General features: G+C 71.0%; 21 protein-coding genes. 10 read left to right on the forward strand and 11 right to left on the reverse strand.

Translation table 11 applies throughout. From position 1 onward, the window contains the following. Positions 1-36: 36 nt before the first annotated feature. Positions 37-1458: a dihydrolipoyl dehydrogenase family protein gene (locus BC793_RS15870; protein ID WP_109593283.1), complete on the forward strand. Its 1422-nt coding sequence runs from the start codon at positions 37-39 to the stop codon at positions 1456-1458. Between the two features lie 5 nt (positions 1459-1463). On the opposite strand, the gene BC793_RS15875 is transcribed toward BC793_RS15870, so the two are convergent. The 5 genes from BC793_RS15875 to BC793_RS15895 all read right to left on the reverse strand — a co-directional run bounded on the left by BC793_RS15875 (position 1464) and on the right by BC793_RS15895 (position 7825). After that, positions 1464-2354 carry a hypothetical protein gene (locus tag BC793_RS15875; protein ID WP_109593284.1) on the reverse strand — a complete coding sequence of 297 codons (891 nt, stop codon included), beginning with the start codon at positions 2352-2354 and terminating at the stop codon, positions 1464-1466. Between the two features lie 330 nt (positions 2355-2684). Next, on the reverse strand, positions 2685-4940 hold the full coding sequence (locus BC793_RS15880; RefSeq protein WP_239170030.1) for a M4 family metallopeptidase: 2256 nt from the start codon (positions 4938-4940) through the stop codon (positions 2685-2687). A 123-nt stretch (positions 4941-5063) separates the two neighbouring features. After that, positions 5064-5888: a hypothetical protein gene (locus BC793_RS15885; protein WP_239170029.1), complete on the reverse strand. Its 825-nt coding sequence runs from the start codon at positions 5886-5888 to the stop codon at positions 5064-5066. 38 nt (positions 5889-5926) lie between these two features. Then, positions 5927-7231, reverse strand: a complete 1305-nt coding sequence (locus tag BC793_RS15890; protein WP_109593286.1) for a choice-of-anchor B family protein — start codon at positions 7229-7231, stop codon at positions 5927-5929. Between the two features lie 315 nt (positions 7232-7546). Beyond that, complete coding sequence (locus BC793_RS15895; protein WP_109593287.1) at positions 7547-7825, reverse strand: hypothetical protein; 279 nt, start codon at positions 7823-7825, stop codon at positions 7547-7549. Between the two features lie 101 nt (positions 7826-7926). On the opposite strand from BC793_RS15895, the gene BC793_RS15900 reads away from it, so the two are divergent. The 5 genes from BC793_RS15900 (at position 7927) to BC793_RS49600 (ending at position 12042) form a co-directional block, all read left to right on the forward strand. Continuing rightward, positions 7927-9498, forward strand: coding sequence for a GAF domain-containing sensor histidine kinase (locus tag BC793_RS15900; protein ID WP_109593288.1), 1572 nt, complete (start codon positions 7927-7929; stop codon positions 9496-9498). A 159-nt stretch (positions 9499-9657) separates the two neighbouring features. After that, a complete protein-coding gene (locus tag BC793_RS15905) occupies positions 9658-10545 on the forward strand; it encodes a glycoside hydrolase family 43 protein (RefSeq protein ID WP_239170028.1) in 888 nt (295 codons plus the stop codon). A 230-nt stretch (positions 10546-10775) separates the two neighbouring features. Further along, positions 10776-11606, forward strand: coding sequence for a GDSL-type esterase/lipase family protein (locus BC793_RS15910; RefSeq protein WP_109593289.1), 831 nt, complete (start codon positions 10776-10778; stop codon positions 11604-11606). Next, positions 11603-11833: a hypothetical protein gene (locus BC793_RS15915; RefSeq protein WP_109593290.1), complete on the forward strand. Its 231-nt coding sequence runs from the start codon at positions 11603-11605 to the stop codon at positions 11831-11833. The genes BC793_RS15910 and BC793_RS15915 overlap by 4 nt, the downstream gene beginning before the upstream one ends. Before the next feature lie 47 nt (positions 11834-11880). Next, on the forward strand, positions 11881-12042 hold the full coding sequence (locus BC793_RS49600) for a hypothetical protein (RefSeq protein WP_158319268.1): 162 nt from the start codon (positions 11881-11883) through the stop codon (positions 12040-12042). Between the two features lie 51 nt (positions 12043-12093). Here BC793_RS49600 and BC793_RS15920 read toward each other — a convergent pair whose 3' ends face one another. The 3 genes from BC793_RS15920 to BC793_RS15930 are packed head-to-tail and all read right to left on the reverse strand — an operon-like array spanning position 12094 to position 13276. Further along, entirely contained in the window at positions 12094-12303 is a 210-nt protein-coding gene (locus tag BC793_RS15920) for a DUF4287 domain-containing protein (protein ID WP_109593291.1), read from the reverse strand. Positions 12304-12351: 48 nt separating this feature from the next. Beyond that, positions 12352-12852, reverse strand: a complete 501-nt coding sequence (locus tag BC793_RS15925) for an aspartate carbamoyltransferase (protein WP_109593292.1) — start codon at positions 12850-12852, stop codon at positions 12352-12354. Continuing rightward, positions 12839-13276 carry a MarR family winged helix-turn-helix transcriptional regulator gene (locus tag BC793_RS15930; protein WP_109593293.1) on the reverse strand — a complete coding sequence of 146 codons (438 nt, stop codon included), beginning with the start codon at positions 13274-13276 and terminating at the stop codon, positions 12839-12841. Before BC793_RS15930 ends, BC793_RS15925 begins: the two co-directional genes overlap by 14 nt. Before the next feature lie 161 nt (positions 13277-13437). On the opposite strand from BC793_RS15930, the gene BC793_RS15935 reads away from it, so the two are divergent. From BC793_RS15935 to BC793_RS15950, 4 genes are all read left to right on the forward strand, one after another. Next, positions 13438-13836 (forward strand): hypothetical protein, encoded by a 399-nt coding sequence (locus BC793_RS15935; protein WP_109593294.1) that lies wholly within the window; start codon positions 13438-13440, stop codon positions 13834-13836. A gap of 255 nt (positions 13837-14091) precedes the next feature. Next, positions 14092-14730: a DsbA family protein gene (locus BC793_RS15940; RefSeq protein ID WP_109593295.1), complete on the forward strand. Its 639-nt coding sequence runs from the start codon at positions 14092-14094 to the stop codon at positions 14728-14730. Then, the gene (locus BC793_RS15945) at positions 14727-15371 is read left to right on the forward strand and encodes a vitamin K epoxide reductase family protein (protein ID WP_109593296.1); all 645 of its coding nucleotides are present in this window, start codon (positions 14727-14729) and stop codon (positions 15369-15371) included. The genes BC793_RS15940 and BC793_RS15945 overlap by 4 nt, the downstream gene beginning before the upstream one ends. Before the next feature lie 142 nt (positions 15372-15513). Further along, positions 15514-16278: a DUF2382 domain-containing protein gene (locus tag BC793_RS15950; RefSeq protein ID WP_109593297.1), complete on the forward strand. Its 765-nt coding sequence runs from the start codon at positions 15514-15516 to the stop codon at positions 16276-16278. A gap of 82 nt (positions 16279-16360) precedes the next feature. On the opposite strand, the gene BC793_RS15955 is transcribed toward BC793_RS15950, so the two are convergent. The 3 genes from BC793_RS15955 to BC793_RS15965 form a co-directional block, all read right to left on the reverse strand. After that, positions 16361-17263 carry a S1 family peptidase gene (locus BC793_RS15955; protein WP_109593298.1) on the reverse strand — a complete coding sequence of 301 codons (903 nt, stop codon included), beginning with the start codon at positions 17261-17263 and terminating at the stop codon, positions 16361-16363. An 80-nt stretch (positions 17264-17343) separates the two neighbouring features. Then, complete coding sequence (locus tag BC793_RS15960; RefSeq protein ID WP_239170026.1) at positions 17344-18273, reverse strand: polysaccharide deacetylase family protein; 930 nt, start codon at positions 18271-18273, stop codon at positions 17344-17346. Between the two features lie 86 nt (positions 18274-18359). Further along, the gene (locus tag BC793_RS15965) at positions 18360-22727 is read right to left on the reverse strand and encodes a fibronectin type III domain-containing protein (RefSeq protein ID WP_203896209.1); all 4368 of its coding nucleotides are present in this window, start codon (positions 22725-22727) and stop codon (positions 18360-18362) included. Positions 22728-22798 lie beyond the last annotated feature (71 nt).

The raw sequence follows: 22798 nt of genomic DNA on the forward strand, positions 1-22798 counted from the left end.
CCATCCGTCTCGGCCGCGCGGCGAAAGGCAACTGACATGACCGACCTGACGTACGACGTGATCGTGCTCGGAGCCGGACCGGTGGGGGAGAACGTCGCCGACCGGGTCGTGCAGGGTGGCCTGACGGCCGCCGTCGTGGAACGGGAACTGGTCGGCGGCGAGTGCTCCTACTGGGCGTGCATGCCGACCAAGGCGCTCCTGCGCAGCGCCGCCGCACTCCGCGCGGCCCGGCGGCTGCCCGGCGCCCGGGAGGCGGTGACCGGCGACCTCGACGCGGCGGCGGTCCTGGCCCGGCGGGACGCCTTCGCCTCGCACTGGACCGACGACGGGCAGGTCGCCTGGCTCGAGTCGGCCGGTATCGCGCTGCACCGCGGTCAGGGCCGGATCGCCGGCGACCGGGTCGTCGAGGTGACCGGCGCGGACGGGGTCACCACGGTCCTCACCGCCCGGCACGCGGTCGTCATCGCCACCGGCACGGGGGCTCTGCTCCCGGACATCGCCGGCCTGCGCGAGGCGGCACCCTGGACCAGCCGGGAGGCGGCCGCCGCGACCGGGGTCCCGGCCCGCCTCGCCGTGATCGGCGGCGGAGTGGTGGCCACCGAGATGGCGACGGCCTACGCGAGCCTCGGCTCCGCGGTGACGGTACTGGCCCGTGACGGTGTGCTGCCGCAGGCCGAGCCGTTCGCGGGTGAACTGGTCACGGCCGCTCTGCGGGAGTCCGGCGTCACGGTCCGCGTCGGTGCCGAGGCGGCCTCGGTCGACCGCGCCGACGACGGTACGGTCCGCCTCGCGCTCACCGACGGCGACCGGATCGAGGTGGACGAGGTCCTCGTCACGATCGGGCGGACCCCGAACACGCGCGACATCGGCCTCGACACCGTCGGGCTCGAACCCGGCGCGTGGCTCGCGGTCGACGACACGTTGCGGGTGCTCGACGGTGGTGGCTGGTTGTACGCCGCCGGTGACGTCAACCGGCGGGCACTCCTCACCCACCAGGGCAAATACCAGGCCCGCGCGGTCGGCGACGTGATCGTGGCCCGCGCCGCGGGGGCGGTGGTCGAGGACGGCCGGTGGGGCCGGCACGTGGCGACCGCCGACGAGCGTGCCGTACCGCAGGTGGTCTTCACCGACCCGGAGGTCGCGTCGGTGGGGCTGACCGCGGCCGCCGCCGAGGCCGCGGGCCTGCGCACCCGGGTCGTCGATCACGATCTGGCCGCCGTGGCGGGGTCCGCACTGCACGCCGAGGGCTATCGGGGTCACGCCCGGATGGTCGTCGACGAGGACCGTCGGGTGATCGTCGGATTCACGGTCGCCGGCCCGGACGTCGCGGAACTGCTGCACGCCGCGACCGTCGCGATCGTCGGCGAGGTCCCACTGGACCGGCTGTGGCATGCCGTTCCCGCGTTCCCCACGGTCAGCGAGGTGTGGCTGCGACTGCTGGAGGCGTACGGCCGCTGACCCGCTCAGATGCTGACGGTGTCACCGGCGAGCGTCGCCTCGACGAGGGGGCCGTCGGCCAGCGGGAACTCCAGGCGGGTGGCCCCCGCCTGGATGGCCAGGACGTGCACGTCCTCGTAGCGGTGGTGCGGCGTGACCCGGATGTCGGAGATCCTGGCCCGGGGCAGAACGGTCCGGGCCAGCGACAGTTTGTCGCCGGTGCCGGTGAACCAGTCGCGCCGGTGGATGATCTGGATCTCCCGGTGGTCGGCCACGGTGATCGAGGCGTGCAGGGTGGTCGGCCACGGGTTGTTCCACAGCCGGTCGGGCCGGTGGAGCGGGATCACCTCGTGGCGTCCGGCAATGTTGATCAGCCGCATACCCGGCTCCTCGGCGATCATCCGCTGGTACTCGTTGAGCAGGCCGGCGTCCGCGGGATCCAGGGTCGGGCCGGCCCCCCGATAGGCCTCGGCGGCCGTCGACGAACTCTCCGGCAGATACCACCGGCGCAGCAGGGACGTCAGCTCCCGGATCGGGCCGCACGACGAGGCGTTGTACGTGACGGTCACGACCGGGCCGTCGAGCGTGTGCACGGTCAGCCGCCCGTTGAGCAGCCGCACACTGTCGACGATCGCCGCGATCCGGTCGAGGGGGACGTGCACCGTGTAGTAGGCCTCGTCGCGGCGGGCGAGGACGGTGAAGGTCTCCTCGTTGACGGCGAGCAGGTAGTCGTACAGGTGCATGGTCGGATGGGTGTTTCGTCCCTCGATGTCCCGGGGGACCTTGAGAACGCGGCGGTACGCCGCCGGGTCGATCCCGGCCTCCCGATAGAGACGCGGCAGGTCGTCGACGGTTCGCACCTCGTCGATCCACGGTCCGAAGCGGTCGAACTCCGGAGTGTTATCCGCGCTGGTCACAAGCGGTGAGCCTAACAACCGAATCCGTTTCGGGACCCCGGATCAGTGCAGCCCGGCCATCCGGTGGTCAGGGCTCGCGACCGGACTGGCCGAGGTCGTCGAGGAAACGGGTCATCGTCGCCACGTAGTCGGTCAGGAACCGCTCGGCGTGCGCCAGGGCGCGCTGGTACTCGGCCGCGGGCGTGCGCCCTGCGCCTGGCGGCCCGTATCGGCAGCACCGGTGTGCTGCGCCGGCTGACGGCACGGATCGGCCACGTGGCCCGGACCGGCCAGGCGCTTCCGGAGGTGGGCGGTCCGCCACCTCGGTAGGCGCCCGGCCGGCCGATCGGGTCAGAGGTTCAGGGACCAGCTGTTCAGATAACCGGTGTCCAGGTTGGCGGCGTCCTGGACCCGGAGCTTCCAGGCGCCGTCGGCCACCTCCGCGGAGAGGTTCACCGTGTACGTGGCGTCGATGTTGTCGGCGCTGCCCCCGCTGCGGCTGCGGAGCGGGTGGACCGTGCCGTCCGGGGCGACCAGCGACACCGCCAGGTCACCGACGTACGTGTGGACGATGTGCACCTCGACCGTGCTGCTCGCCGACGCGTTGCCGGCGCAGCCGTTGATCACGACGGTGGACTCGACCGTGGTGTTGTCCGGGATCGCCAGGTCGGAGGCGTTGCCGCCGGAGCAGCCGGGCAGGCCGTTGACGGTGAGCGCGACGTTCGCCCGCCGGACCGTCACCGGGGACGTGCCGGTCACGACCACGGTGTACTGGCCGCTGTCGGCGTCCTCGGAGGCGGTGAGCGTCAGGGTCGACGTCTCGCCGGCGGTCACCGACGGCGCGCTGAAGACGGCGGTCACGCCGGCCGGCACCCCGGACGCGGTGAGATCGATGGTCTGAGCCTCGCCGTTGACACTGGCGGTGGTGACCGTGACGGTGGCCGAGGTCCCCGGGTCCAGCGTCACGGTCGCCGGGTCGGCAGCGACCGAGAAGTCGTTGGTGACCGGGCATTCCGGGTCGTTGCCGGCGACGTTGACGGCGGTCCAGGCGGCCTGCACGGTCTTGTACTCGGTGGAGCACAGGCCGTACAGGTCGGTGGCGGCGGACAGGGTGTAGGCGCGGGAGGTGTTCGCCGGGGTGGTGGTGCTGACGTAGCGGGTGTTGGAGGTGAAGTACACGTCCAGCGCCCGGTACCAGATCTTCTCGGCCTTCTCCCGGCCGATGCCGGTGACCGCGGGGGCGTTGCCGCAGACGGGGGAGGTGCCGTACGCGGTGGCGCCGGTGCCCTCGGCCAGGTTGAAGAAGAAGTGGTTGCCCGGCCCGGACGAGTAGTGCACGTCGACACTGTTGGTGCCGGTCGACCAGCAACCGTGCGAGGAACCGTCCAGGGTCGGGTTGTACATGTAGCGCAGCGGTGCCCCGGTGCCCCGGATGTCGATCTTCTCGCCGATGTCGTAGTCGCCCGGGTCGCTCGTGGTGTCGGCGTAGAACTCGACCGCGGTGCCGAAGATGTCGCTGGTCGCCTCGTTGAGACCACCGGACTCGCCGGAGTAGGTCAGGCCGCCGGACACCACGTTCTCGGTCACGCCGTGCGCCATCTCGTGGCCGGCCACGTCGAGGGAGACCAGCGGCTTGGCGTTGCTGGATCCGTCGCCGTAGGTCATCTGGGTGCCGTCCCAGAAGGCGTTGACGTACGCGTTGCCGTAGTGCACCCGCGAGGGCACGCCGCGCCCGTCACCGAAGATGCCGTTGCGGCCGTGCACGTTCTTGAAGTAGTCGAACGTCGTCGCGGCGCCGAAGTGCGCGTCCACGGCCGCCGACTGCCGGCTGGTGGTGGCGCCGGTGCCCCACGCGTTGTCGGCGTCGGTGAAGGTGGTGCAGGTGCTGGTGCCGTTGTTCATGTCGCAGGTGCGGCCGTTGCCGCGGGTCGGGTCGATCATGCTGTACGTGGAGCCGGACAGCGTGGTCTCGACGGCGACGGTGCCGGAGTAGACGCCGGCGCCGGTGCCCGCGACCGCTTCGATCTCGTCGTACTCGCCGATGTGTGCGCCGGTGATCGCGTCGGTGATGACGTGCAGGTGGGAGGGGGTCTGCTTGTCGGGGGCCCAGCCGTGGATCACCGTCTCCCAGGCGAGCCGGCCGCGGGCGGTGCTGGCGTCGACGAACAGTTCCGGCTGGTCGTTCGCGGTCCGGGTGCCTTCGAAGCGGGCCTTGGCCGCCGACAGCGCCGTCGCGCCGGTGACCTTCGGGGTGGTCGCCAGGGTGAGGGGCGCGGCGAGGCCGACCGACGTGCCGGTGAGCGCCCCGGAGGCGTCGGTGTGCACGACGAAGTCACCCCCGTAGACGCGCAGGCCACGATAGGTACGGGTGTAACGGACGTGGGCGTCGCCGTCGGCGTCCACCTTGGTGCGGTAGGCGGTGTACGACTCGCCGCCGGCCGCGACGATCGCTGCCGGGCGGGTGTTGATCAGGCTGTCGGACCGGCTGACGGCCTGGGCCTCGGTGGGTGGGGGCTGCGACGGAGCTGCCGAGGTGCTCGCGGCGGTGGCCACGAGGGCGCTGCCGACCAGCGCGGTGACGCCGGCCAGCGCGAGGGTTTTCTTCACGCGGTTCCTCCCGAAACCAGACATGTACACATGGCAATGTGTGGATGAATTATCGCGTGAAGATAGTGATGAGCTTATATATCCTTCAGGTCATACCGTAAGGGCACACCTCGACCTCGCCGGTCAGGTCGTGAAGACGGTGAACTCGACCTGGTGGACGGCGCCGCCCGCCTGGAACTGGAGGAACATCCGCTTGTCGCCGCGTTCGGCGAACGCCGCGTGGAAGGCCAGCACGCCGTCGGCGGGGGCCTCACCACCGGCGCCGGCCGGGATCGGGTGCAGATGCTTGAGGCCCTGGGTGCGCACCTCGAAGTTGGACAGGTGGGCGTAGGCGCCGAGGTACGGCTCCAGCGCCGCCGGGCGGCCGTCGCGCAGCACCTGGAACTGGAGCGCCGTCTGGGTGCCGGAGGCCAGGTCGGCGGTGCCGTCGAGACGGCGCACCGTGTACGGGCCGGACCGGTCCTGTGCCTCCGGGGCCGGCACCGGGACCATCGTGGTGTCGCCGGCGATGACGAACGGCACGCCCAGCACCGTGGGTTCGGGGCCGTGCGGGCCCGCGGCGCGCCCGTGCGGGACGAACTCGAGGTACACCCGGTAGGCGCCGCCGTCGGGGATGGTCACCGGGGCCGTCCACGCTCCGTCGACGACGTCCGGGTGCAGGTGCTGATAGCCGGACAGGTCGTCGCGTAGCACGTACATGTGCATGGGCCTGGTGTGGATCGATGGGAAGTCGGTGACCGGGCCGGAGGGCCCGGTGATCCGCAGGGACACCGTCGCCGGACCGCGACCGGTGGGCAGCGACAGGGCCTCCACGCGGAAACCGTCGTAGCTGTCGGAGAGGCCGTCGCTGTTGTAGGCGACCGCTGACGGGGCGGGCGCGGGCGGTGCGGCGGGAGCGCGGCTGTCCAGGAACAGGTAGGCGGCGCCCACGAAGCCGGCCAGCGTCACCGCCGCGGTGAGGCGGCGGTGACGCGCGTTCTGGCCGGTCAGCTCACTGCCGCCGCGCCGGTGGGCCGGACCAGGAACAGCCCGACGCCGATGCTCTGGACGGCGACCACCCCGTTCTTCAGGTACGGCAGAGCCATCCAGCTGCCGCTGTAGCCGCTGGCGTTCGACGACGGGTCGACGTCGAAGTAACCGACCTCGGGCAGCTTGGCGGTGGCGGCGCTGGTGGTGTCGAGAATGCGCAGCCCGCCGCGGTAGGACGCCTGGAAGTGGCGGTTGCCGACCGTGTAGCCGTTGTGGTTGACGAAGGTGCCGCGGGTGCCGACGTCCTTGCCCACGTACCGGGCGGCGTCCAGCTTCTCGATGTTGTAGACGAAGTCCGGGCTGCCGCCGGCGGTGCTGATCGTCTCGTCGTTGACGATCATGTGCTTGTAGTCGCTGGTGGCGAAACCCTGGTGGATGAAGCTCGCGCCCGGGTGCGTGACACTGGACAGGACCTTGATGGCGGCCTTGTCGGTGACGTCCAGGATCTGGAACCGCCGGCCCTGACCGGTGTAGTTGAAGGCGATCTCACGGCCGGTGTAGCGGGTGTCCGGGCCGGTGTAGTTCACCACGACCGACTCGTGTGAGTAGACCTCACGGCTGTAGCACCCCGCCGACTTCAGGCTGAGCGGCGTCTTGATGTCGTAGATCGTCAGGCCCTTGCTGCACGTGTTCGCGCCGGACACGTACAGGAAACCGGTGTTCTGGTTGATCGACAGTGTGTGGCTGTTGGTCAGGCCGGTGAACCGCGCGTCGGCGGTGAAGGTCTGCGTCGTCGTCACGCCCTGCAGCTTGTTGAGGTTGAAGATCTGGATGCCGTGCGAGACCGAGTCCTTGCCGATGTAGGCGTAGTTCTTGTACGTGCGGACGTCGCACCAGGACGAGCTGACACCGTTCGACGACGGCAGGTTCCCCAGGTACCGCGGGTTGGACGGGTCCGTCACGTTGACGAAGGAGACGCCGTTGGACCGGCAGTACAGGATGTATTCGTTGCTGTCACGGGTGTCGGTCCAGTACCACATGCTCGACGATCCACCACCGCCCAGCGCCGACTGCGGCAGGAAGCTGAGCAGGTCGACGTTCTTGCACGGGTAGGTCCCGGCCATACCGTTGACGCAGGTCACCGGGGCGCCGGCGAGGGCTGTGCCGCTGCGCCAGGTGGGTTCGTAGATCCGCAGCATCTCGGCCTGTTCGGCCCGGCCCTCCGGGGTTTCCGGGTCGTGTGCCGTGGCCGGCGGGCCGGCCAGTGCCAGAAGGAGGACCGCGGTGGCGGCGAGCGTGATACGACGTACTCCTCGGAGCATGGGTGGGCCCTTTCGCGCGGAGTATGCAGCGCGCGCGGGGGTCGGCACGCGCCTCGAGTGCGTGCCTGAACGCTAAGCGCCAATTTGACTAACGTCAATGTTTGGCGCGTGCTCCACCGTCATATCGGGAAACGGATGGACGCAATGTTATGGAAACGTCCGGACCGTTGACCGTGTCGTTTTAATCAGCTCGTCGAACAGAGAAATTCCCCTTTCCGTCCGAGGTCCCGGAAAGGGGAATCGAGGTGGCGAGGGCCGGAGCGCACGTCGGGCGATCGTGGGCGCCGGCCGTCTGCCGTGATGGGTCGGACGTGATCAGAAAGGTGCGGGGCCACTACCTGCCAGGGACATCAGCACCTGCGTCGCGAGCAGCTTCCGGATGCCGGTGACGGCCACCGCCCCGACCTGATCGTAGGGCAGCTCCAGGAACAGCCCGTCACTTGCGTTGCGCACGTCCGCGCTGATCTGGTCCGGACGGAACGTGCCGCCCCAGCCCTCGACACCACCTCGCTGGTTGGTGCTGAGCGAAGCCATACCGGACACGTATGTGCCACCGACGAGGATCAGCCGCGCGGGACCGGAGTAGGTCGTCATAGTGTCCAACCGTATCCGGCTCCCGGCGCCGTGCCCCGGGCGGGCTCAGTTCCCGGCCGGGCGTGCCGAACAGGAGAACGGGGCTCGGGAGGGACCGGGGGTTGGACGGGCAACGGCGGATCGGGTACGCGGACCGGCTGGCCGCGGTGGATTCCACCGGCCTGCTGGCGCTGCCGCACGCCCCCGGCCTGGACCGGTTGACCCGGCTGGCGTCGCGGCTGCTGGGGGTGCCGACCTCGCTGGTCTCGCTGGTCACCGATGAGCGGCAGGTGTTCGCCAGTCAGCTCGGACTGCCGTCGCCGTGGGCCCGAGCGGGGCAGACACCGCTGTCGCATTCGTTCTGCCAGTACGTCGTGGACAACGATGCGCCGCTGGTCGTCACCGACGCCCGCGCCGACGAACGGGTGCACGACAACCGGGCCGTCGACGAGATCGGCGTGATCGCCTACGCGGGGATGCCGATCCGGATGGACGGGCACACCCTCGGGTCGTTCTGTGCCATCGACGCCGAACCGCGTACGTGGAGTGCCACCGACCTGGCCCTGCTGGAGGACCTCGCGGCGGCCGCGAGTTCCGAGATCGCCCTGATCAAGGCGGCCGGTGACGCCGGGCACGCCGCCCGGACGATGCGGGCCGTCCTGGAGGCGTCGCACGACGCCTACGTGTCCACCGACGCCGAGGGGATCGTGCTGGACTGGAACCCGGCCGCGGAGCGGCTGTTCGGCTGGTCCCGGGCCGAGGCGATCGGTGCGCCCGCGATCAGACTGATCATCCCGCCGGAGCACCGGGCGCGGTACGCCGCCGACGTCGCCCGGGTGCGCGGCGGCGGCGAGTCCGTTCTCGCCGGGCGCCGCATGGAGATGCCGGTCAAGGACCGGAACGGCCGGATCTTCCCCGTCGAGTACACCGTGCAGGTCACCGCCGTCGGCCGGCCGGTCTTCCACGCGTTCCTGCACGACATCAGTGCCCGGCTGCGGGCCCAGGGTGAGCTGGAGCAGCGCAACCGGCAGCTGGAGCAGGCCAACCTGCTGAAGCTCGACCTGATGGGCATGCTGTCGCACGACATCGGCACGCCGCTGGCCGCCATCAGCGGCTTCAGTGAGCTGCTGGCGGACGAGCCGCTGCCGGAGTCGGCGCTCGACCTGATCGGCCGGATCCGCAAGGCCACCCACCGCATCGACGAACTGCGGCACAACGTGCTGGCCATGTGCAGCCTCGACGCCGGCACCCTCACCGCCCGCCGCCAGCCGGTCCAGCTCGCCCACGCCCTGCGGGAGGCCCTCGACGCCGTCGAGGCCGACATTCCGGTCGAGTGTCCGGACAGCCTGTGGGTGCTGGTCAACCCGGCACACCTCACGCAGATCATCGTCAACTTCCTCACCAACGCCGCCAAGTACGGCGGGGGAGCCACCGCCATCACGGCACGGCTGGACGGGAAGGCGGTCATCGTCGCCGTCCACGACGAGGGGCCCGGCGTGCCGCCCGCGTTGCGGCCCACCCTGTTCGACCGCTACACCCGGGCCGAGGACATCTGTGGGCCCCGCGGGCACGGGCTGGGCCTGCACATCGTGGCCAGCCTGGCCGGCGCCAACCACGGCACCGTGAGCCACCACGACAACCATCCCCGGGGCAGCACCTTCCGGCTGACCCTGGACGCCGCCGCCCACCCCTGACCCGCCACGCGTTCGGCATTGACGACTCTCGGTGGACGGCACGGTTCCCCGGCGCGTGTTCGAGTGCGATCGGTATTGAACAGTGCCGATCGAGCGGTGGACGTGACCCTCCCTGCCGCACATATTGCGGTGAGGCGATCCCGCCGAAAGGGGAGAGTCATGAACAACCCGGTATACCGAACGGCGAAGGCCCGTTTCCTGATGGCGGTGGCCGGAGTCGTCGCTCTCGTCCTCGGCGGCCTGGCCGTGCCCCGGCCGGCCGCCGCCGCCACGACGCTGATCTACGCCACCTTCAAGGGTGACGGGGCGGCCGACCAGGAGCTGTGGATCTACCAGTCCACCAACGGCGGCACCAGCTACAACGTCCTGCACGACACCAACTTCCGGGGACCGACCGGGGTGCTGCGCGACCCGAGCATCATCAAGCGGGGCGGCACCTACTACATCGCCTACACGTGGCAGTCCTGGACGACCAACTCGACGTACTTCGCCGTCGCCCGCAGCACGGACCTGCTGAACTGGACCAACATCGCCACGGTCCCGTCCGGGATCAGCAGCACGAGGTTCACGTGGGCGCCCGAGTTCTACATCGAGGGCTCGACCGTCACCATCATCGCCAACGTCGCGCAGACCACCTGCTCCAACTGCTTCCGCCCGTACGTCTACACGGCCCAGAACAGCGACCTCACCTCGTGGAGCGCGCCGCAGCAGATGTGGGGCCTCGGCTTCAACCACATCGACGCCTACGTGGTGAAGTCCGGCGGCACCTGGCACTCCTTCGTCAAGAACGAGACCACCAAGTACATCGAGCACTGGACCAGCACCGACCGGCTCACCGGCGGCTGGATCAACCGGGGCAACCTGTGGAGTTCCGGTTACGAGGGCCCGTCGCTGGTCCGCATGGACAACGGCCAGTACCGCATCTACGTCGACAGGTACACCAACGGCGGCCTCTGGACCGCGACCAGTGCGGACCTCAACACCTGGACCGGTCTGAGCGCGGTCGGCTGCTCCGGCTGCCGGCACGGCACCGCTATTCCCCGCTGAACGGCGCGTCCTTCCCGGGACTCCGCTGTCCGGCCGAACGCCGGCCCGGCTTCCGTGGGGTCACGCCGTCGAGCTGTACTGATTGACATCGAAGTTGCTCGATAAATAGGCTCGTGGTGTCCTGATGCCATGAAACGATTCATGCCCTCGCGTTTCGTGGCTTGTGGGCCGGGCGCATCCCCTGACCATCGCGGCCGGCCGGCAGACGTGCATCCCCACGCGGAGGAACCATGCGCATGCTCCGGCACCTCATCGTCACCGCCCTGGCCGTACCCCTGATGCTGGCCGCCCCCGACGCCGCACCCGGACTCCCCGGATGCGGTTCACGGCCCGCAGCCGCGGCGGCGGCCGCCGCGACCACCACCGTCTGGCTCGCGGGCGACTCCACGATGGCCAACCCGTCGGCCGTCTGCCCGGTCGGCTGGGGCGCCCGGTTCGGCGCGCTCTTCACCAGCGACGTCGTGGTGAACAACCTGGCCCTCGGTGGCCGCAGCATTCAGACGTGGCTCTACGAGGGCAACGTCACCTCGACCATCGGCTCCGACGGCGAATGCGCCCTCACCTCGACCACCGCGTCCGCCCGCTGGCAGCGCGTACTCGACGGGATGAAGGCCGGCGACTACCTGTTCATCCAGTTCGGCATCAACGACGGCTCGGCCACCTGCCCCCGGCATGTCGGCACCGCCCGGTACCAGCGGCTGATGACGATGATGGCGCAGACGGCCAAGGCCCGGGGCGCCCATCCGGTGCTGCTCACCGCGGTCGCGGCGATCACCTGTTCGGGGGGCACCGCCGTCCGGAACCGCGGCTACGTCAACCAGACCCTCGCGGCCGGCGCCGCCACCGGATCGCCGGTCATCGACCTCCAGACGCTCAGCGTCAACCACTACAACGCGGTCCGGCTGTGTCCCCACAACGGCGACTACACGGCCGGGCTCGTCGGACAGTACTTCTGCAACGACCACACCCACTTCGAGGCGTACGGCGCCCAGCGGATCGCCGGCCTCGTGGCGGGCGCACTGCGCAGCCAGAACATCCCGCTCGCCGGATCGCTGCTGTGAAAGCCGTCGTCGCACTGCTCGCGGCCGCCGCTCTCGTTCCGGGCGTCCCGGCGCACCCGGCCGAGGCCGGGCGGCAATCAACCACCGGTGCCCCGGCCGGGCCGGCCACGGTCGAGCCGGAAGCGACGGCCGGGCCGGTCGCGGGGGAGCCGCCATCGACCGCCGGGACGGCTGCGGTGGAGCCGCAGCTGATCGCCAGGTCGACCTGGGCCGGCAGCGGGAGCTGACCGGAGTCGGGGCCGTCTTCACCGCGAGCGGCACGGTCCGGTACTGCGTGGAGACGTCGGCTGACGGGCGCCGGTGGACGACCGTGGCCCGCGACGTCACCGGCGGCCGGACCGGGTTCACCGGCCTGGGCTGGCACGTGCGGATTACGGCCACCGGCTTTACCGGCCCGGTCCGGCTCGATGCGGCGACGGTGCCGGGCACCCGGTAGACCCCGATCCGGTACGCACCACGTGGGCGCCCGGCGCGCGGGGCCCGGGGGTCAGTCGCCCGGCCCGGCCAGGGTGTACGCGACCAGGGCGTTGGCGTGCCCGTGCCCGAGCCCGTGCTCGGTCTTGAGCCAGGTGACCAGTTCGCCGTGCCGGGTCAGCGGGGAGGAGCGGATGAGTTCCGTCCAGTGCGCGATCGGCTGGCCGTACTTCTTCTCGATCGACGGAAAGTAGCTGGCGGGTCCTTTTACCGGTTCGGTCATGCATGGGTGGACCGGCTCGGGGCCGCAAACTCATCGGTCCCCGCAGGATCAGTTGGTGGCATGCGCTCCGTGGTCGCTGACCTGCGCGTCGAACCAGTGGTGCAGGGCTTCACGGAGGCCGGTGTCGGTGGTGGTGTAGGTGACACGGCCACCGTCGGTGGTCGGCGTGTAGTCGATGGCGACACGCCCGCCGTGGGCGCGGAGTTCCCGCAGGCCGGGCATCTCGGTGCCGTGGATGGCGGCCGGGTCGGTGAAGTCGCCGCCGCGGAAGCGTTCCACCTCGGCGGTCAGGTGATCGCGGATGAGGGAGACCTGGGTGGCGTCGCGTGGGTCGTCGGCGACCACGGTCTGCACGCCACCGGTGTCGTTCTTGGCGAACCGGTGGGTGGTGCGCTCCAGGTCGAACGGCATGACCGACGCGCCCCGGGAGGCGACCTCGGCCTGCCGCCCGGGGGTGTCCGCCGGTGTGCCGCCGCCGGTGCATCCGGTGAGAAGCAGGGTCGTGGTGGCGGCGAGCGCCAGGATGCGGTGGATGTCAGGACGTTTCATCGGCGGCCTCCGCGAGGATGTGCAGCGCGGCCACGACGGCGCCGCGCTGGGTGTCGGGAATGCGGTCGAGGACGGAGGTCAGCCGATCGCGGCGGGCGTCGGCCTGCCGGGCGGCGGCGGTGGCCCCGGTCTCGGTGAGCAGCAGCAGGACGCCCCGGCCGTCGTCGCCGGCGGTCTCGCGCCGGATCCAGCCACGGTTGACCAGGTTGGTGACCAGGCGGCTGACGGTGCTCTTCTCCAGCCGCAGCCGGCGTGCCAGGTCGACCTGACGGAGGCGGCCGTCCCGGGCGATCTCCACCATGGCGTGGGCCTCGGAGACCGGTAGCGGTTGCCCGCACGGGGTGCGGTCGGGTTGATGCAGGCCGAACTCGCGGACGAACCGCATGAGTGCTTCCTGGGCGGCGTCGACCTCACCGGGTTGCATGGTTCGACCGTACAACCAGTTGGTTCGATGATGCAACCATCACGTCGGAGAGTGCCGCGGCGCTGCACGAAGGCCTGGTGCCGGGCCCGGACCGGCTCGCCATCCGGACCGCCGGTCCCCGGGGTGTGCGCGGGAGCCGCTCCGGCTGGTTAACTGATGGCATGACCTTCTCCTCACGCCGCGCGGGCCGTCGGTCCGCCGCGACCGTGAGTGTGGTCCTGATGGTGTTCCTGTCCCTGCTGGCCGCGATCGGGTTCGCCCCGGCCGGGCCGGAGGCGGCCGAGGTCACGCGCGTCCATCACGAGGTCGTCTTCCTGGTCACCGACGCCGCGCCGCCGTCGTCGTGCGGGCACGACCACACCGGCGAGGAGTCGCCGTTGCACGGTTACGCCACCGCGTCGACGGTGACGCCGCGCCTGCGCCCGGCCGCCGACGATGCCTGTGTCACGGTCCTGCCCGTGCGTGCCGTCGGGGCCCACGTGTCCGCCGGCGCTCCGGCCGCCGTCGCCATCACCCTGCCTGACGCCGACCCGGCCAGGCTGGGCGTGTTGCGGGTCTAGAAGCCCGCACCCCCGCACCGCACCCCCGCACCGCACCCCCGCACCGGCACCGACGTGTGCCGTGTCCCCGGTGTCGTGTGCCGTTCCGCACTCCTCTTCTGCTCCACCACCACCGCCGGGCCCCGGGCCGCGGGCGGAGCCACCGCATCTCCCGTAACTCCAGAGAGGAACCGCGCCATGCCGTCGAAATCAGCCAGGACGCTCCCGAAGAAGAAGGCCGGCAGGGCCACCCGGCAGCTGACCCGGGCGCCCGGTATGAGTACCAACCTGAAGGTGACCCTGGGTGTCCTCGGTGCGGCCGTGGCCGTGCTGCTGCTCGTGGTCGTGGTCCGGCTGACCGAATCCGGACCGGCCGAGGGCGCCCGGGTGGTGCGCGACGTCAGCCACCGGTTGTCCACCGCCCCCGACGGCAGAGTCACCGTCGTCGAGTTCCTCGACTTCGAGTGCGAGGCCTGCGGTGCGGCGTATCCCGGCGTGGAACGACTGCGTGCCGAATACGGCGACCGGATCACCTACGTGGTGCGGTACTTCCCGATCGCGAGCCACCCGAACGCCTACACCTCGGCCCACGCCGCCGAGGCGGCGGCACGACAGGGCGCCTTCGAGCGGATGTACGTCAAACTCTTCGACAACCAGTCGGTGTGGGGACACCGGCAGGAATCCCAGGCCGCGATCTTCGAGGGGTACGCCGGCGAACTCGGCCTCGACCTGACGAGGTTCCGGGCCGACGTGGCGAGTGACGCGGTCGCCGAGCGGGTCAGGTCGGACGCTGCCGACGGGGAGGCGCTCGGTGTCACCGGCACACCGACGTTCTTCGTCAACGGTGAGAAGTACACCGGGCAGCCGTCCTACGAGGCGCTCAAGGCCACCGTCGACAAGGCACTCGGGCAATGACCGGCGAGGTGCGGACCGGTGAGGTGCGTGCCGGCGGAGTGCGGACCGCCGAGGTGCGGCCGGTGCTGACCGACCGGCTGATCGGCGCGATCCTCACCGTCGGCGGTCTGGCCGGGACGCTGGCGGCGTTCGTGCTGATGGTCGAAAAGGTGGCGCTGCTCAAGGACCCGTCCTACACGCCGTCGTGCTCGATCAACCCGATCCTGTCCTGCGGGTCGGTCATGACGACCGCGCAGGCGGAGGTCTTCGGGTTCCCCAACCCGCTGATCGGGGTGGCGGCCTTCCCGGTGGTGGCGGCGACCGGGGTGGCGTTGCTGGCCGGGGTGCGGCTGCCGTCCTGGTGGTTCCGGGCGGTGCAGGCCGGCGCCCTGTTCGGGGTCGCTCTCGTGCACTGGCTGTTCTACCAGAGCCTCTACCGCATCGGCGCGCTCTGCCCGTACTGCATGGTGGTCTGGGTCGTCATGATCGTGGTCTTCTGCTATCTGACGCTCTTCAACGCCGAACGCGGGTATCTGCCCGCACCGCGCCGCCCGACCCGGCTGCTGCTGATGGTGCACAGCACCGTGCCGCTGGTGTGGCTGCTGGTCCTGGCCGGGCTGATCGGCGTGCGGTTCTGGGGCTACTGGAGCACCCTGCTGTGAGCCGCGGGCCGGTGGGCTCCTCGGCTGAGCGTGCTCCGGGTGACGCTGTGGTGCCTAACGGGTGACGCAATGTGACTACAGGTGGGTTCGTTCTGCCGGCGGGTAGCGGAGGGTGCACAGCCCCCTGGATGAAGGAGCCACAGTGATCACTCGGGAGAAGATCGATTCGCTGTACGGGTACGACGTGTACGACAGCACCGGAGACAAGGTCGGCAGTATCGGAGCGGTGTGGACCGACGGCGCCGGAGAGCCGGCCTGGGCCAGCGTACGGACCGGGTGGTTCGGGCTGGGCGAGTCGCTGGTGCCGTTGCGTGACGCCGACCTGCAAGGGGAGCGGGTGGTGGTGCCGTTCGAGAAGGCGTACATCAAGGACGCCCCCGACGTCGACGCCGAGGTCGACGAGCCGCTGTCCGGCGACGAGGTGGTCCGGCTGTACCAGTACTACGCGATGAGCTGGGACGGCAGTGGCCGTACCGGCCGCGCGAAGGCACAGCGCGGCCGCCGGGCCGGGCAGGGTGGGACCGACGACGCGATGACCCGGTCGGAGGAGCGGCTGGCCGTCGGAACCGAGGCCGAGGCGGTCGGGCGGGCCCGGCTGCGCAAGTACGTGGTGACCGAGCAGCAGCAGGTCAACGTCCCGGTGGCCCGTGAGGAGGCGAGGATCGAGCGGGAACCGATCACCGACGCCAACCGGGCCCGGTCCGTCGACGGTCCGGACATCACCGAGGCGGAGCACGAGACCACCCTGTACGCCCAGCGTCCGGTCGTGGACACGGAGGTGGTGCCGGTGGAGCGGGTCCGGCTCGGCACCGAGACGGTCACCGAGCAGCGCAACGTGCAGGGCCGGGTCCGTAAGGAACGCATCGAGGCCGACCTGCCCGGCGAGGGTCGCCGCCCGGTCGACTGACCGGCGGCCCGGCCGGCGCCGACCCCACCGGTCGACGCCGGCCGGCGCCCGCGGGCCCGCCCGATCGGTCCGGACGGTGCGGTCACCGGCTCGGTAGCCGGGTGGCCGCGCCGGCCGAACGGGCGCGCCCGCCCCGCCGGACGATGACGGCCACCGCCAGCGCGCCCGCCGCCACCAGCACCAGCGCCGCCGGCAGGAGGAACCGGCCGCCGTTCCGGCCGGAGTCCATCGTGCCGGTGATCCATGCGGCGAGACCGTCCGTGCGGGCACCGAGGTCGGCGCCGGTGTGGGGGCATTCCGGGCCGGTGCTGACCACCGCCACCAGTTCGGGCGCTGCGTCCGGTCGTTCCCGGAAGTACGGTCCGCCGGAGTCGTGCGGGCATGCGCTGGTGTCCGGGCGCGGGGAACTGCCGGAGACCTCCAGCACCGACGCACCGACGCCGTCGACGATGAAGACTCCCGTCTGCAGCCGGGGTGACGTCTCGACGTCGGTGTCCTCGGTCCGGCCGTACCCGGTCAGCCGGACCTTCTCCCCGGCGGCGGGCGGGCTGGTGGCCATCCGCAGCGGCTCGATGCCGGTGACGGCCGTCTCCAGTTCGGCGAGTGCGACGTCGCCGGTCTCGGCCTGGTGCACCCCGATGACGTCGATCTGCCGGCCGGCCGTCCCGCGCAGGTCGGTGCGGCCGACGGTCGCGGTCGTGGAGCGGGCCACCGTACGGCTGACATGCCGGCCGTCACCGTCGCGGAAACAGTGACCGGCGGTGATCACCCATCGCGGTGCGATCAGTGCTCCGGAACACGAACTGTCCCGGGTACCGCCGTCGCCGGTCGGCAGTCCGGTCATGGTGAGCCGCACCGAGAAGGGATATCCGCCCTCGGGCACGTCGTCGCCGTAGGCGATCGCCGCCGCCGGCCGGGCGCCACCCATCACCGCGACAACGGCCACCACCAGGACGTGGAGACACCTGAGCAGGACCCGTCGCATGTGAACCACCCCGTCGAACCGAACACGTCAGAGGCGGCCATGATGCCGATCCCGTGGTCGGCGCGGCGTCAGCGGTGTCCTTATGGGATCTTTATCCCCGCGGCCGGGGAAGCTCCGGCCGGCATGTAGTCCTCCAGCAGAGCCGGGGTCAGGCCGGCCCGGTGGATGGCCTTCAGCGCGCCGACGAAATCGGCGCGGAACGCCTCGCGGAAGTGCATCAGAAGGATGTCGCCCGGCTTGACCGGTTTACCGGTCTGGTACCGGACCTTGCCCTTGTGCACCGTCTCGGTCCACATGAAGGCCGCCGTCATCCCGCAGTCCTTCGCCGCACGCAGCGTGGTGGCGTCCTTCTCGCCGTACGGGGGCCGGAACAGTGTCGGCCGCCGCAGGAACCACGCGCCGAGTTCGTCCGCCGAATCGCAGATCTCGCGCCGCTGGAACTCGTAGGACCGCCCGCGCAGCCCCGCATGGGTGACCGTGTGCGCCTCGACGACCGCGCCCGCGTCGATCATCGGCCGGAAGTATCCGGGATCGTCACGGATGGTGTCGGTCGTCAGGAACAGCGTGACCGGCACACCCGCGGCCGCGATCAGCTCCTGCGCCTCCGGCAGCTTCAGGGCACCGTCGTCGATGGTGAGGAAGGCGACCTTCTGGTCGGTCGGGATCCGGTGCAGATACTCCACCGAGTCGCCCTCGGGCAGGGTGATCGGCTGCGGCGGTGGAGCGGGGGCGAAGTCGGGGATGCCGTACCGGGCCCGCCGGGCCGCGAGCGCGGCCCCGTCGTCCGCGGCGGGCGGCGCCGGGGAGACCGCCGGCGATCCGGACGGCACGGGAGCGGACGCCGAGGTGCCCGGCTCCGGCCCGCCGGCGGTCGCCGAGCAGGCGGCCAGCACCGTCACCGCCGCGGCCGCCGTCATCGCCTGAACAATCTTCGCGTAACGCACCGCGCGATACTGGTCGGTCGGGTGTGAAGCAGCGGTGAAGGGGCTGCCGGTGGTGGCCTTGCTCACCCCTGCGGTGAACCCTCGGGGCGCTCCTTCGCGCGGCGGGGAGGGGCGGGCGACCTGGCACCCGACCCTCCCCGGGACGCGCCGGTTCAGCAGCCGCCCACAGTGTGCCAGGGGCCGTACGGGTCACCCGGCTCCTGGTTGCGGGTCCACCACTTCGCCTGCCACAGCCGGCCCTCGTGGTGCACCACCTCGCCGCCGGTGTAGATCCACGACGTCGTCCACCCGAGGTGACTGCCGGTTCCGCAGGTGACCGGTGTGCCGACCTCGGCCCAGGCGCCCCACGGGGAGGTCCCGGGCGTCTGGCCGCGCGTCCACCACTGCGCCGCGTAGTTGCGCCCGTCGTGCCGGACCAGGCTGCCGGTGGTGTAGACCGTGGTCGCCGACCAGGCCGCCGGGACCACCTCGATCCGGTGCGACGCCGACACGTGCGGCAGGGCGGCGGACGTCGCCGTGATGACGGCCGAGCCGTGGGCGATGCCGGTCACCACCCCGCCGGCGGACACACTTGCCACCGCCGGGTTCGACGACTGCCAGGTCACCGCCGGGTCGGCCTGCGCCGGCTCGACCCCGGCCACCAGGGTGACCTGCCGTCCGGGCGTCACCTCCGCCGGCCCGGTGACGGTGACCGCCTTCGGCACCCAGAACGGCGTGACCGGTGCGGAGGGTGCGGAGTGCGGTGAGGTGCCCGCGCCGTTGTGGGCCACGACCGTGAAGGTGTACGCCGTACCGTTGACGAGCCCCGGCACCCGGCATCCACTCACGTCCGTGGCGGTGCAGGTGGCATCGCCCGGCGAGGCCGTCACGGTGTACCCGGTGATCGGTGACCCGCCGTCGGAGTCCGGTGCCGCCCACGTGACCTGCGCGGTGGTGTCCCCGGCGACGGCCGTGACGCCGGCCGGGGCGTCCGGCGTGGTCCGGTTCACGGCGAGCCAGCTGATGACCGGGTCCTGCGATCCGGTCTTCGCCACCGTGTAGGTGACCACGGTCGGCGTGCCGACGGTGAACGACACCGTGCCGGTGGCGCGGGTACTGGTGGCGTTCAGGGTGACCGGGGTGCCGGTCACCGTGGTGCCGCCGACCGTGACGTTCTGCGACATGGGCCGGTTCTGGCCCCACCACTCGGTGAAACCGGCGGTCAGCACGTACCGGCCGGGGTCGAGTGGCAGCCGGTAGCGGATGGTCTTGTTGCTTCCCGCCCAGGTCCCGGTGGAGTACTTGTCCGCCGGGTCGGTGCCGCCCTTGACCGTGATGCCGTCGGCGACGTGGCCCCAGTCGCCGGCGCCGGCCGAGATCTGGTCGGCCGATCCGTTGCGCAGCGTCGTGACGGAACCGGAGACCGCCTGGAACTGCGGGGAGCTCTGCCCGGCGGCCAGTCCGGCGTCGATGTAGTAGACCAGCGACGGCGGTACCACCTCGTAGCGGACGGTGAACGCCTGCTTGCGGCCGTCGGCGTAGGCGTCGTTCGTCCAGCCCTCCAGCGTCACCGTCGTGTAGGCCGCCCGGGTGGTCCTGCGGCTGGCGGCGGTCCAGGTCACCTGGTGCGGCCGGCCGTCGATGACGACCGTGGCCGGCAGGTCTCCGCGGGTCGGCACGGCACCGGCGAGACCGAGGTCGCGCCGGGTGTCGGTGACGTCGGCGGGCCGCAGATCGTCGGCGGCGGCGGTGAGCCGGGCCGCGATCTGCGCGACACCGACCGTGTCCAGGCCCGGCCGGCCGTTCGATGCCGCGGTGGCCTGGTCGCGGGTGGCGGCGAACACCGCCCACGACTGTGGCGACCAGTCGGCCTCGACCGGGTCGCCGGCGGCGGTCAGCGCGTCCCGGACCGGGGTCGTGTCGACGGGCCCGTCCACGTCACCGGAGATCGCGGTGACGGCGTCGAGGACCAGCGTCCCCGACCGCAGCGTGAACGTCGCCGTGTGCGGGCCGTCGGCGAGACCTCTCAGGGTGTACGTGGCCTGGCGCTTACCACTGGCACGGGTGGTGGCACCGGCGGCCAGCGGCTTGCCGTCGACGGTGACGTCCAGGGTGGCGGTGCCGGTGTTGCCGCCGATCAGGTCGAGGCCGGTGCCGGTGAACCCGGCGGTGACCGTGGCGCCGGCGGTCGTGCCGGTGGAGGTCGACCGGTGCCAGTCCATGGCGTCGCCGGACGCGGCCCGGTGACTCCACGTGCCGGTGTAGGCCAGGGAGCCGTCCATGTTGTCGACAAGCGATACGGCGTACGGCGAGAAGCCCTTGATCTTCTCGATCCGGAGATTGTCGAAGCCGGTGCGGTGGAAGTCGCTGGACAGGTTGACCCGGCCGGCGAGTTCCGGCGTGGGGTCGGTCCAGCTGTGGACCGCGGTGCCGTCGACGAAGGCGGTGACGGTCGCGCCCTTGGCCTCCACGGCGAGGTGGTAGCCGTCGGCGGGGGGGCGGGTGCCGGTCGCGACGGTGGTGCCGTGCCTGCTGAAGGTCCAGGTGCCGGCGCGGTTGATCCGGATCAGGTAGGCGGCGCTGTCGGCGGTCATCCCGCTCTGCTGGCGTACGCCGAGGCCGGCGGAGCCACCGGCGGGGTCGGGGAACGAGACGTCGACGCCCGCCTTGTAGTTCTGCCAGTGGAAGTCGCCGACGAGGGTGTTGGGGGTGGTGCGGTTCCAGGCCGCGGTGTCCTTCATCGACTGGTCCATCAGCTGGTACAGGACGTCGCCGTCGACCTGCCAGGCGCCGGTCTGGTCGACCAGGTAGCGGGGTTCGCCGCCCCGTGAGGCCAGGTAGGGCCGGGTCTGCCCGCCGACCTTGACGTCGCCTTCCTCGGCGTAGTCGAAGTCGTCGGCGTACAGGACGGTGTCGCGGGTGTCGGGGGTCTTACCGGTCGCGTCGGTGTCCAGGACCGTACGGGGCAGCGTCTCGGGCAGCGGCTCCACCGGCTCGGCGTCGAGCGTGGTGAAGGTGACGATCGACCGCGGCGGGACCTGATAGGTGTAGTAGCCGTCGCCGGCCGGCCGCAGCGTGTCGACCAGGCGCATGTGGTGGGCGGCCCGGGTCTCCCAGACCTTGAGGGCCGGATCCGCGCCGAGGTCCATGTTGTCGGCCCTGATGCGGTAGGTCTTGATCAGGTCGCTGTCGTTGACCGCGATCGTGGAGAAGTCGGTCCGGTCCGGGGCGGCGAGTGTCAGATAGCTGGCCGCGCCGTTGGAGCCGTCCAGGTTCTCGGTGCCGCTGACCCCGCTGTAACTGGCCTCGGGGACGGTCCGCCAGATGCCGGCGGTGTTGGTGTCGTTCTCCCAGCCGGTGGTGGCGAATCTCGTGAAGTGCCGCATCACGTGGATCGCCGCGTCGTAGTGGATCATGCCGGACCACGGGTCGCGGGCGCTGAGCAGCTCCTTGTGGCTGTACTGGGCGCCCTCGTAGAACGAGCCGATCGCGGGCTGGAAGATGTAGTGGGTGCGTTTGGACCGGTGGTAGCCCTTGACGCTGCGGTTCGCGAGGTCCAGCGCGCTCTGCAGGCCGCCGATGCCGGTGCTCGCGCCGCCGGGGCCCTCGTTGTTGTTGACCCGGTAGTCGGTGAACCCGAACGAGCCGACACCCTCGCTGTACCAGACCTCCTTGTCCCGGAGGGTCGCCAGCTTCGTGTACGGCTCGTAGGTGTTACCGCCGGGGGCACCGTCGTAGCGGTCGTCGGTGTTGTAGTGGTACCCGACCGCGTCGACGATCTCGAACAGGGCGGGGTCGTCGAGCAGCGCCGGCCCGATGTTCTTGGTCTGGTTCTCGTCCGAGGCGACGACCTTGATCTTCCGGTACGCGCCGGCGACCGCTGCCTGCTCCCCGGCGGGGATGCCGTACCGCGGGTCGGCGAAGTCGGTGTCGGTGACGACCGCGTTCTTCCAGTACTTGATGAACCCGAGATCCGGGTTCGTCGTCTCGTTGGTGTCCGGGTTGACGTAGTCGACCATGTACCCGTACTTCTCGTACGCGTCGAGGATCGTCTCCTTGTACCACCGGTACATCTCGTCGCGGCCGGTGCCGGCACTCCACGCCGACTGCACCCAGTACGGCATGGTCCAGCGCAGGATCGACACCTTCAGCCGCGGGTTGACCGTCTTGGCGTCGGCGGCCAGCTGGAAGCCGGGGGAGCGGGAGGCGTCGGCGGGTTCGGTGGCCGTACGCATCGTCGCCGCGTCGGATCCGGTGGAGTTGTTGGTGTCCGAGCCCATCTCCACCTTGACGTGGTTGATCAGGGGGCGGGCGCCGCCGAACAGCACGTCGATGAGCTGCCAGTACCGGCCGGGCTGCTCGGCCTTGTAGTCCATCAGCAGGTTGCTGGTGCTGTTCGCGCTGATCAGCCCGAGTCCCTTGTAGGGCAGGCCGTGCACGTTGTCCGCGCGGACGTCGAGTCCGTCCACGATCACGTCGACCGGGTCGTCGGCGGCCGTGGCCGGCACCGCCGTCAGCGTCCAGGCCAGCGCCGCCGACACCGCGGCACAGCCTGCCGTCCACCGTCTTCTCCGCCGTGTGTTCATCCGCTGCGACTCCCCGGGAGATCGGT

The organism is Actinoplanes xinjiangensis (genome assembly GCF_003148685.1).
Lineage (GTDB): Bacteria > Actinomycetota > Actinomycetes > Mycobacteriales > Micromonosporaceae > Actinoplanes > Actinoplanes xinjiangensis.

Excerpts from the sequence above, each read along its gene's own strand:
- BC793_RS15870 (WP_109593283.1), top strand. The coding sequence starts at position 37 with ATGACCGACCTGACGTACGACGTGATCGTGCTCGGAGCCGGACCGGTG.
- BC793_RS15890 (WP_109593286.1), bottom strand. The coding sequence starts at position 7,231 with ATGCTCCGAGGAGTACGTCGTATCACGCTCGCCGCCACCGCGGTCCTC.
- BC793_RS15895 (WP_109593287.1), bottom strand. The coding sequence starts at position 7,825 with ATGACGACCTACTCCGGTCCCGCGCGGCTGATCCTCGTCGGTGGCACA.
- BC793_RS15905 (WP_239170028.1), top strand. The coding sequence starts at position 9,658 with ATGAACAACCCGGTATACCGAACGGCGAAGGCCCGTTTCCTGATGGCG.
- BC793_RS15910 (WP_109593289.1), top strand. The coding sequence starts at position 10,776 with ATGCGCATGCTCCGGCACCTCATCGTCACCGCCCTGGCCGTACCCCTG.
- BC793_RS15920 (WP_109593291.1), bottom strand. The coding sequence starts at position 12,303 with ATGACCGAACCGGTAAAAGGACCCGCCAGCTACTTTCCGTCGATCGAG.
- BC793_RS15925 (WP_109593292.1), bottom strand. The coding sequence starts at position 12,852 with ATGAAACGTCCTGACATCCACCGCATCCTGGCGCTCGCCGCCACCACG.
- BC793_RS15930 (WP_109593293.1), bottom strand. The coding sequence starts at position 13,276 with ATGCAACCCGGTGAGGTCGACGCCGCCCAGGAAGCACTCATGCGGTTC.
- BC793_RS15935 (WP_109593294.1), top strand. The coding sequence starts at position 13,438 with ATGACCTTCTCCTCACGCCGCGCGGGCCGTCGGTCCGCCGCGACCGTG.
- BC793_RS15940 (WP_109593295.1), top strand. The coding sequence starts at position 14,092 with ATGAGTACCAACCTGAAGGTGACCCTGGGTGTCCTCGGTGCGGCCGTG.
- BC793_RS15945 (WP_109593296.1), top strand. The coding sequence starts at position 14,727 with ATGACCGGCGAGGTGCGGACCGGTGAGGTGCGTGCCGGCGGAGTGCGG.
- BC793_RS15955 (WP_109593298.1), bottom strand. The coding sequence starts at position 17,263 with ATGCGACGGGTCCTGCTCAGGTGTCTCCACGTCCTGGTGGTGGCCGTT.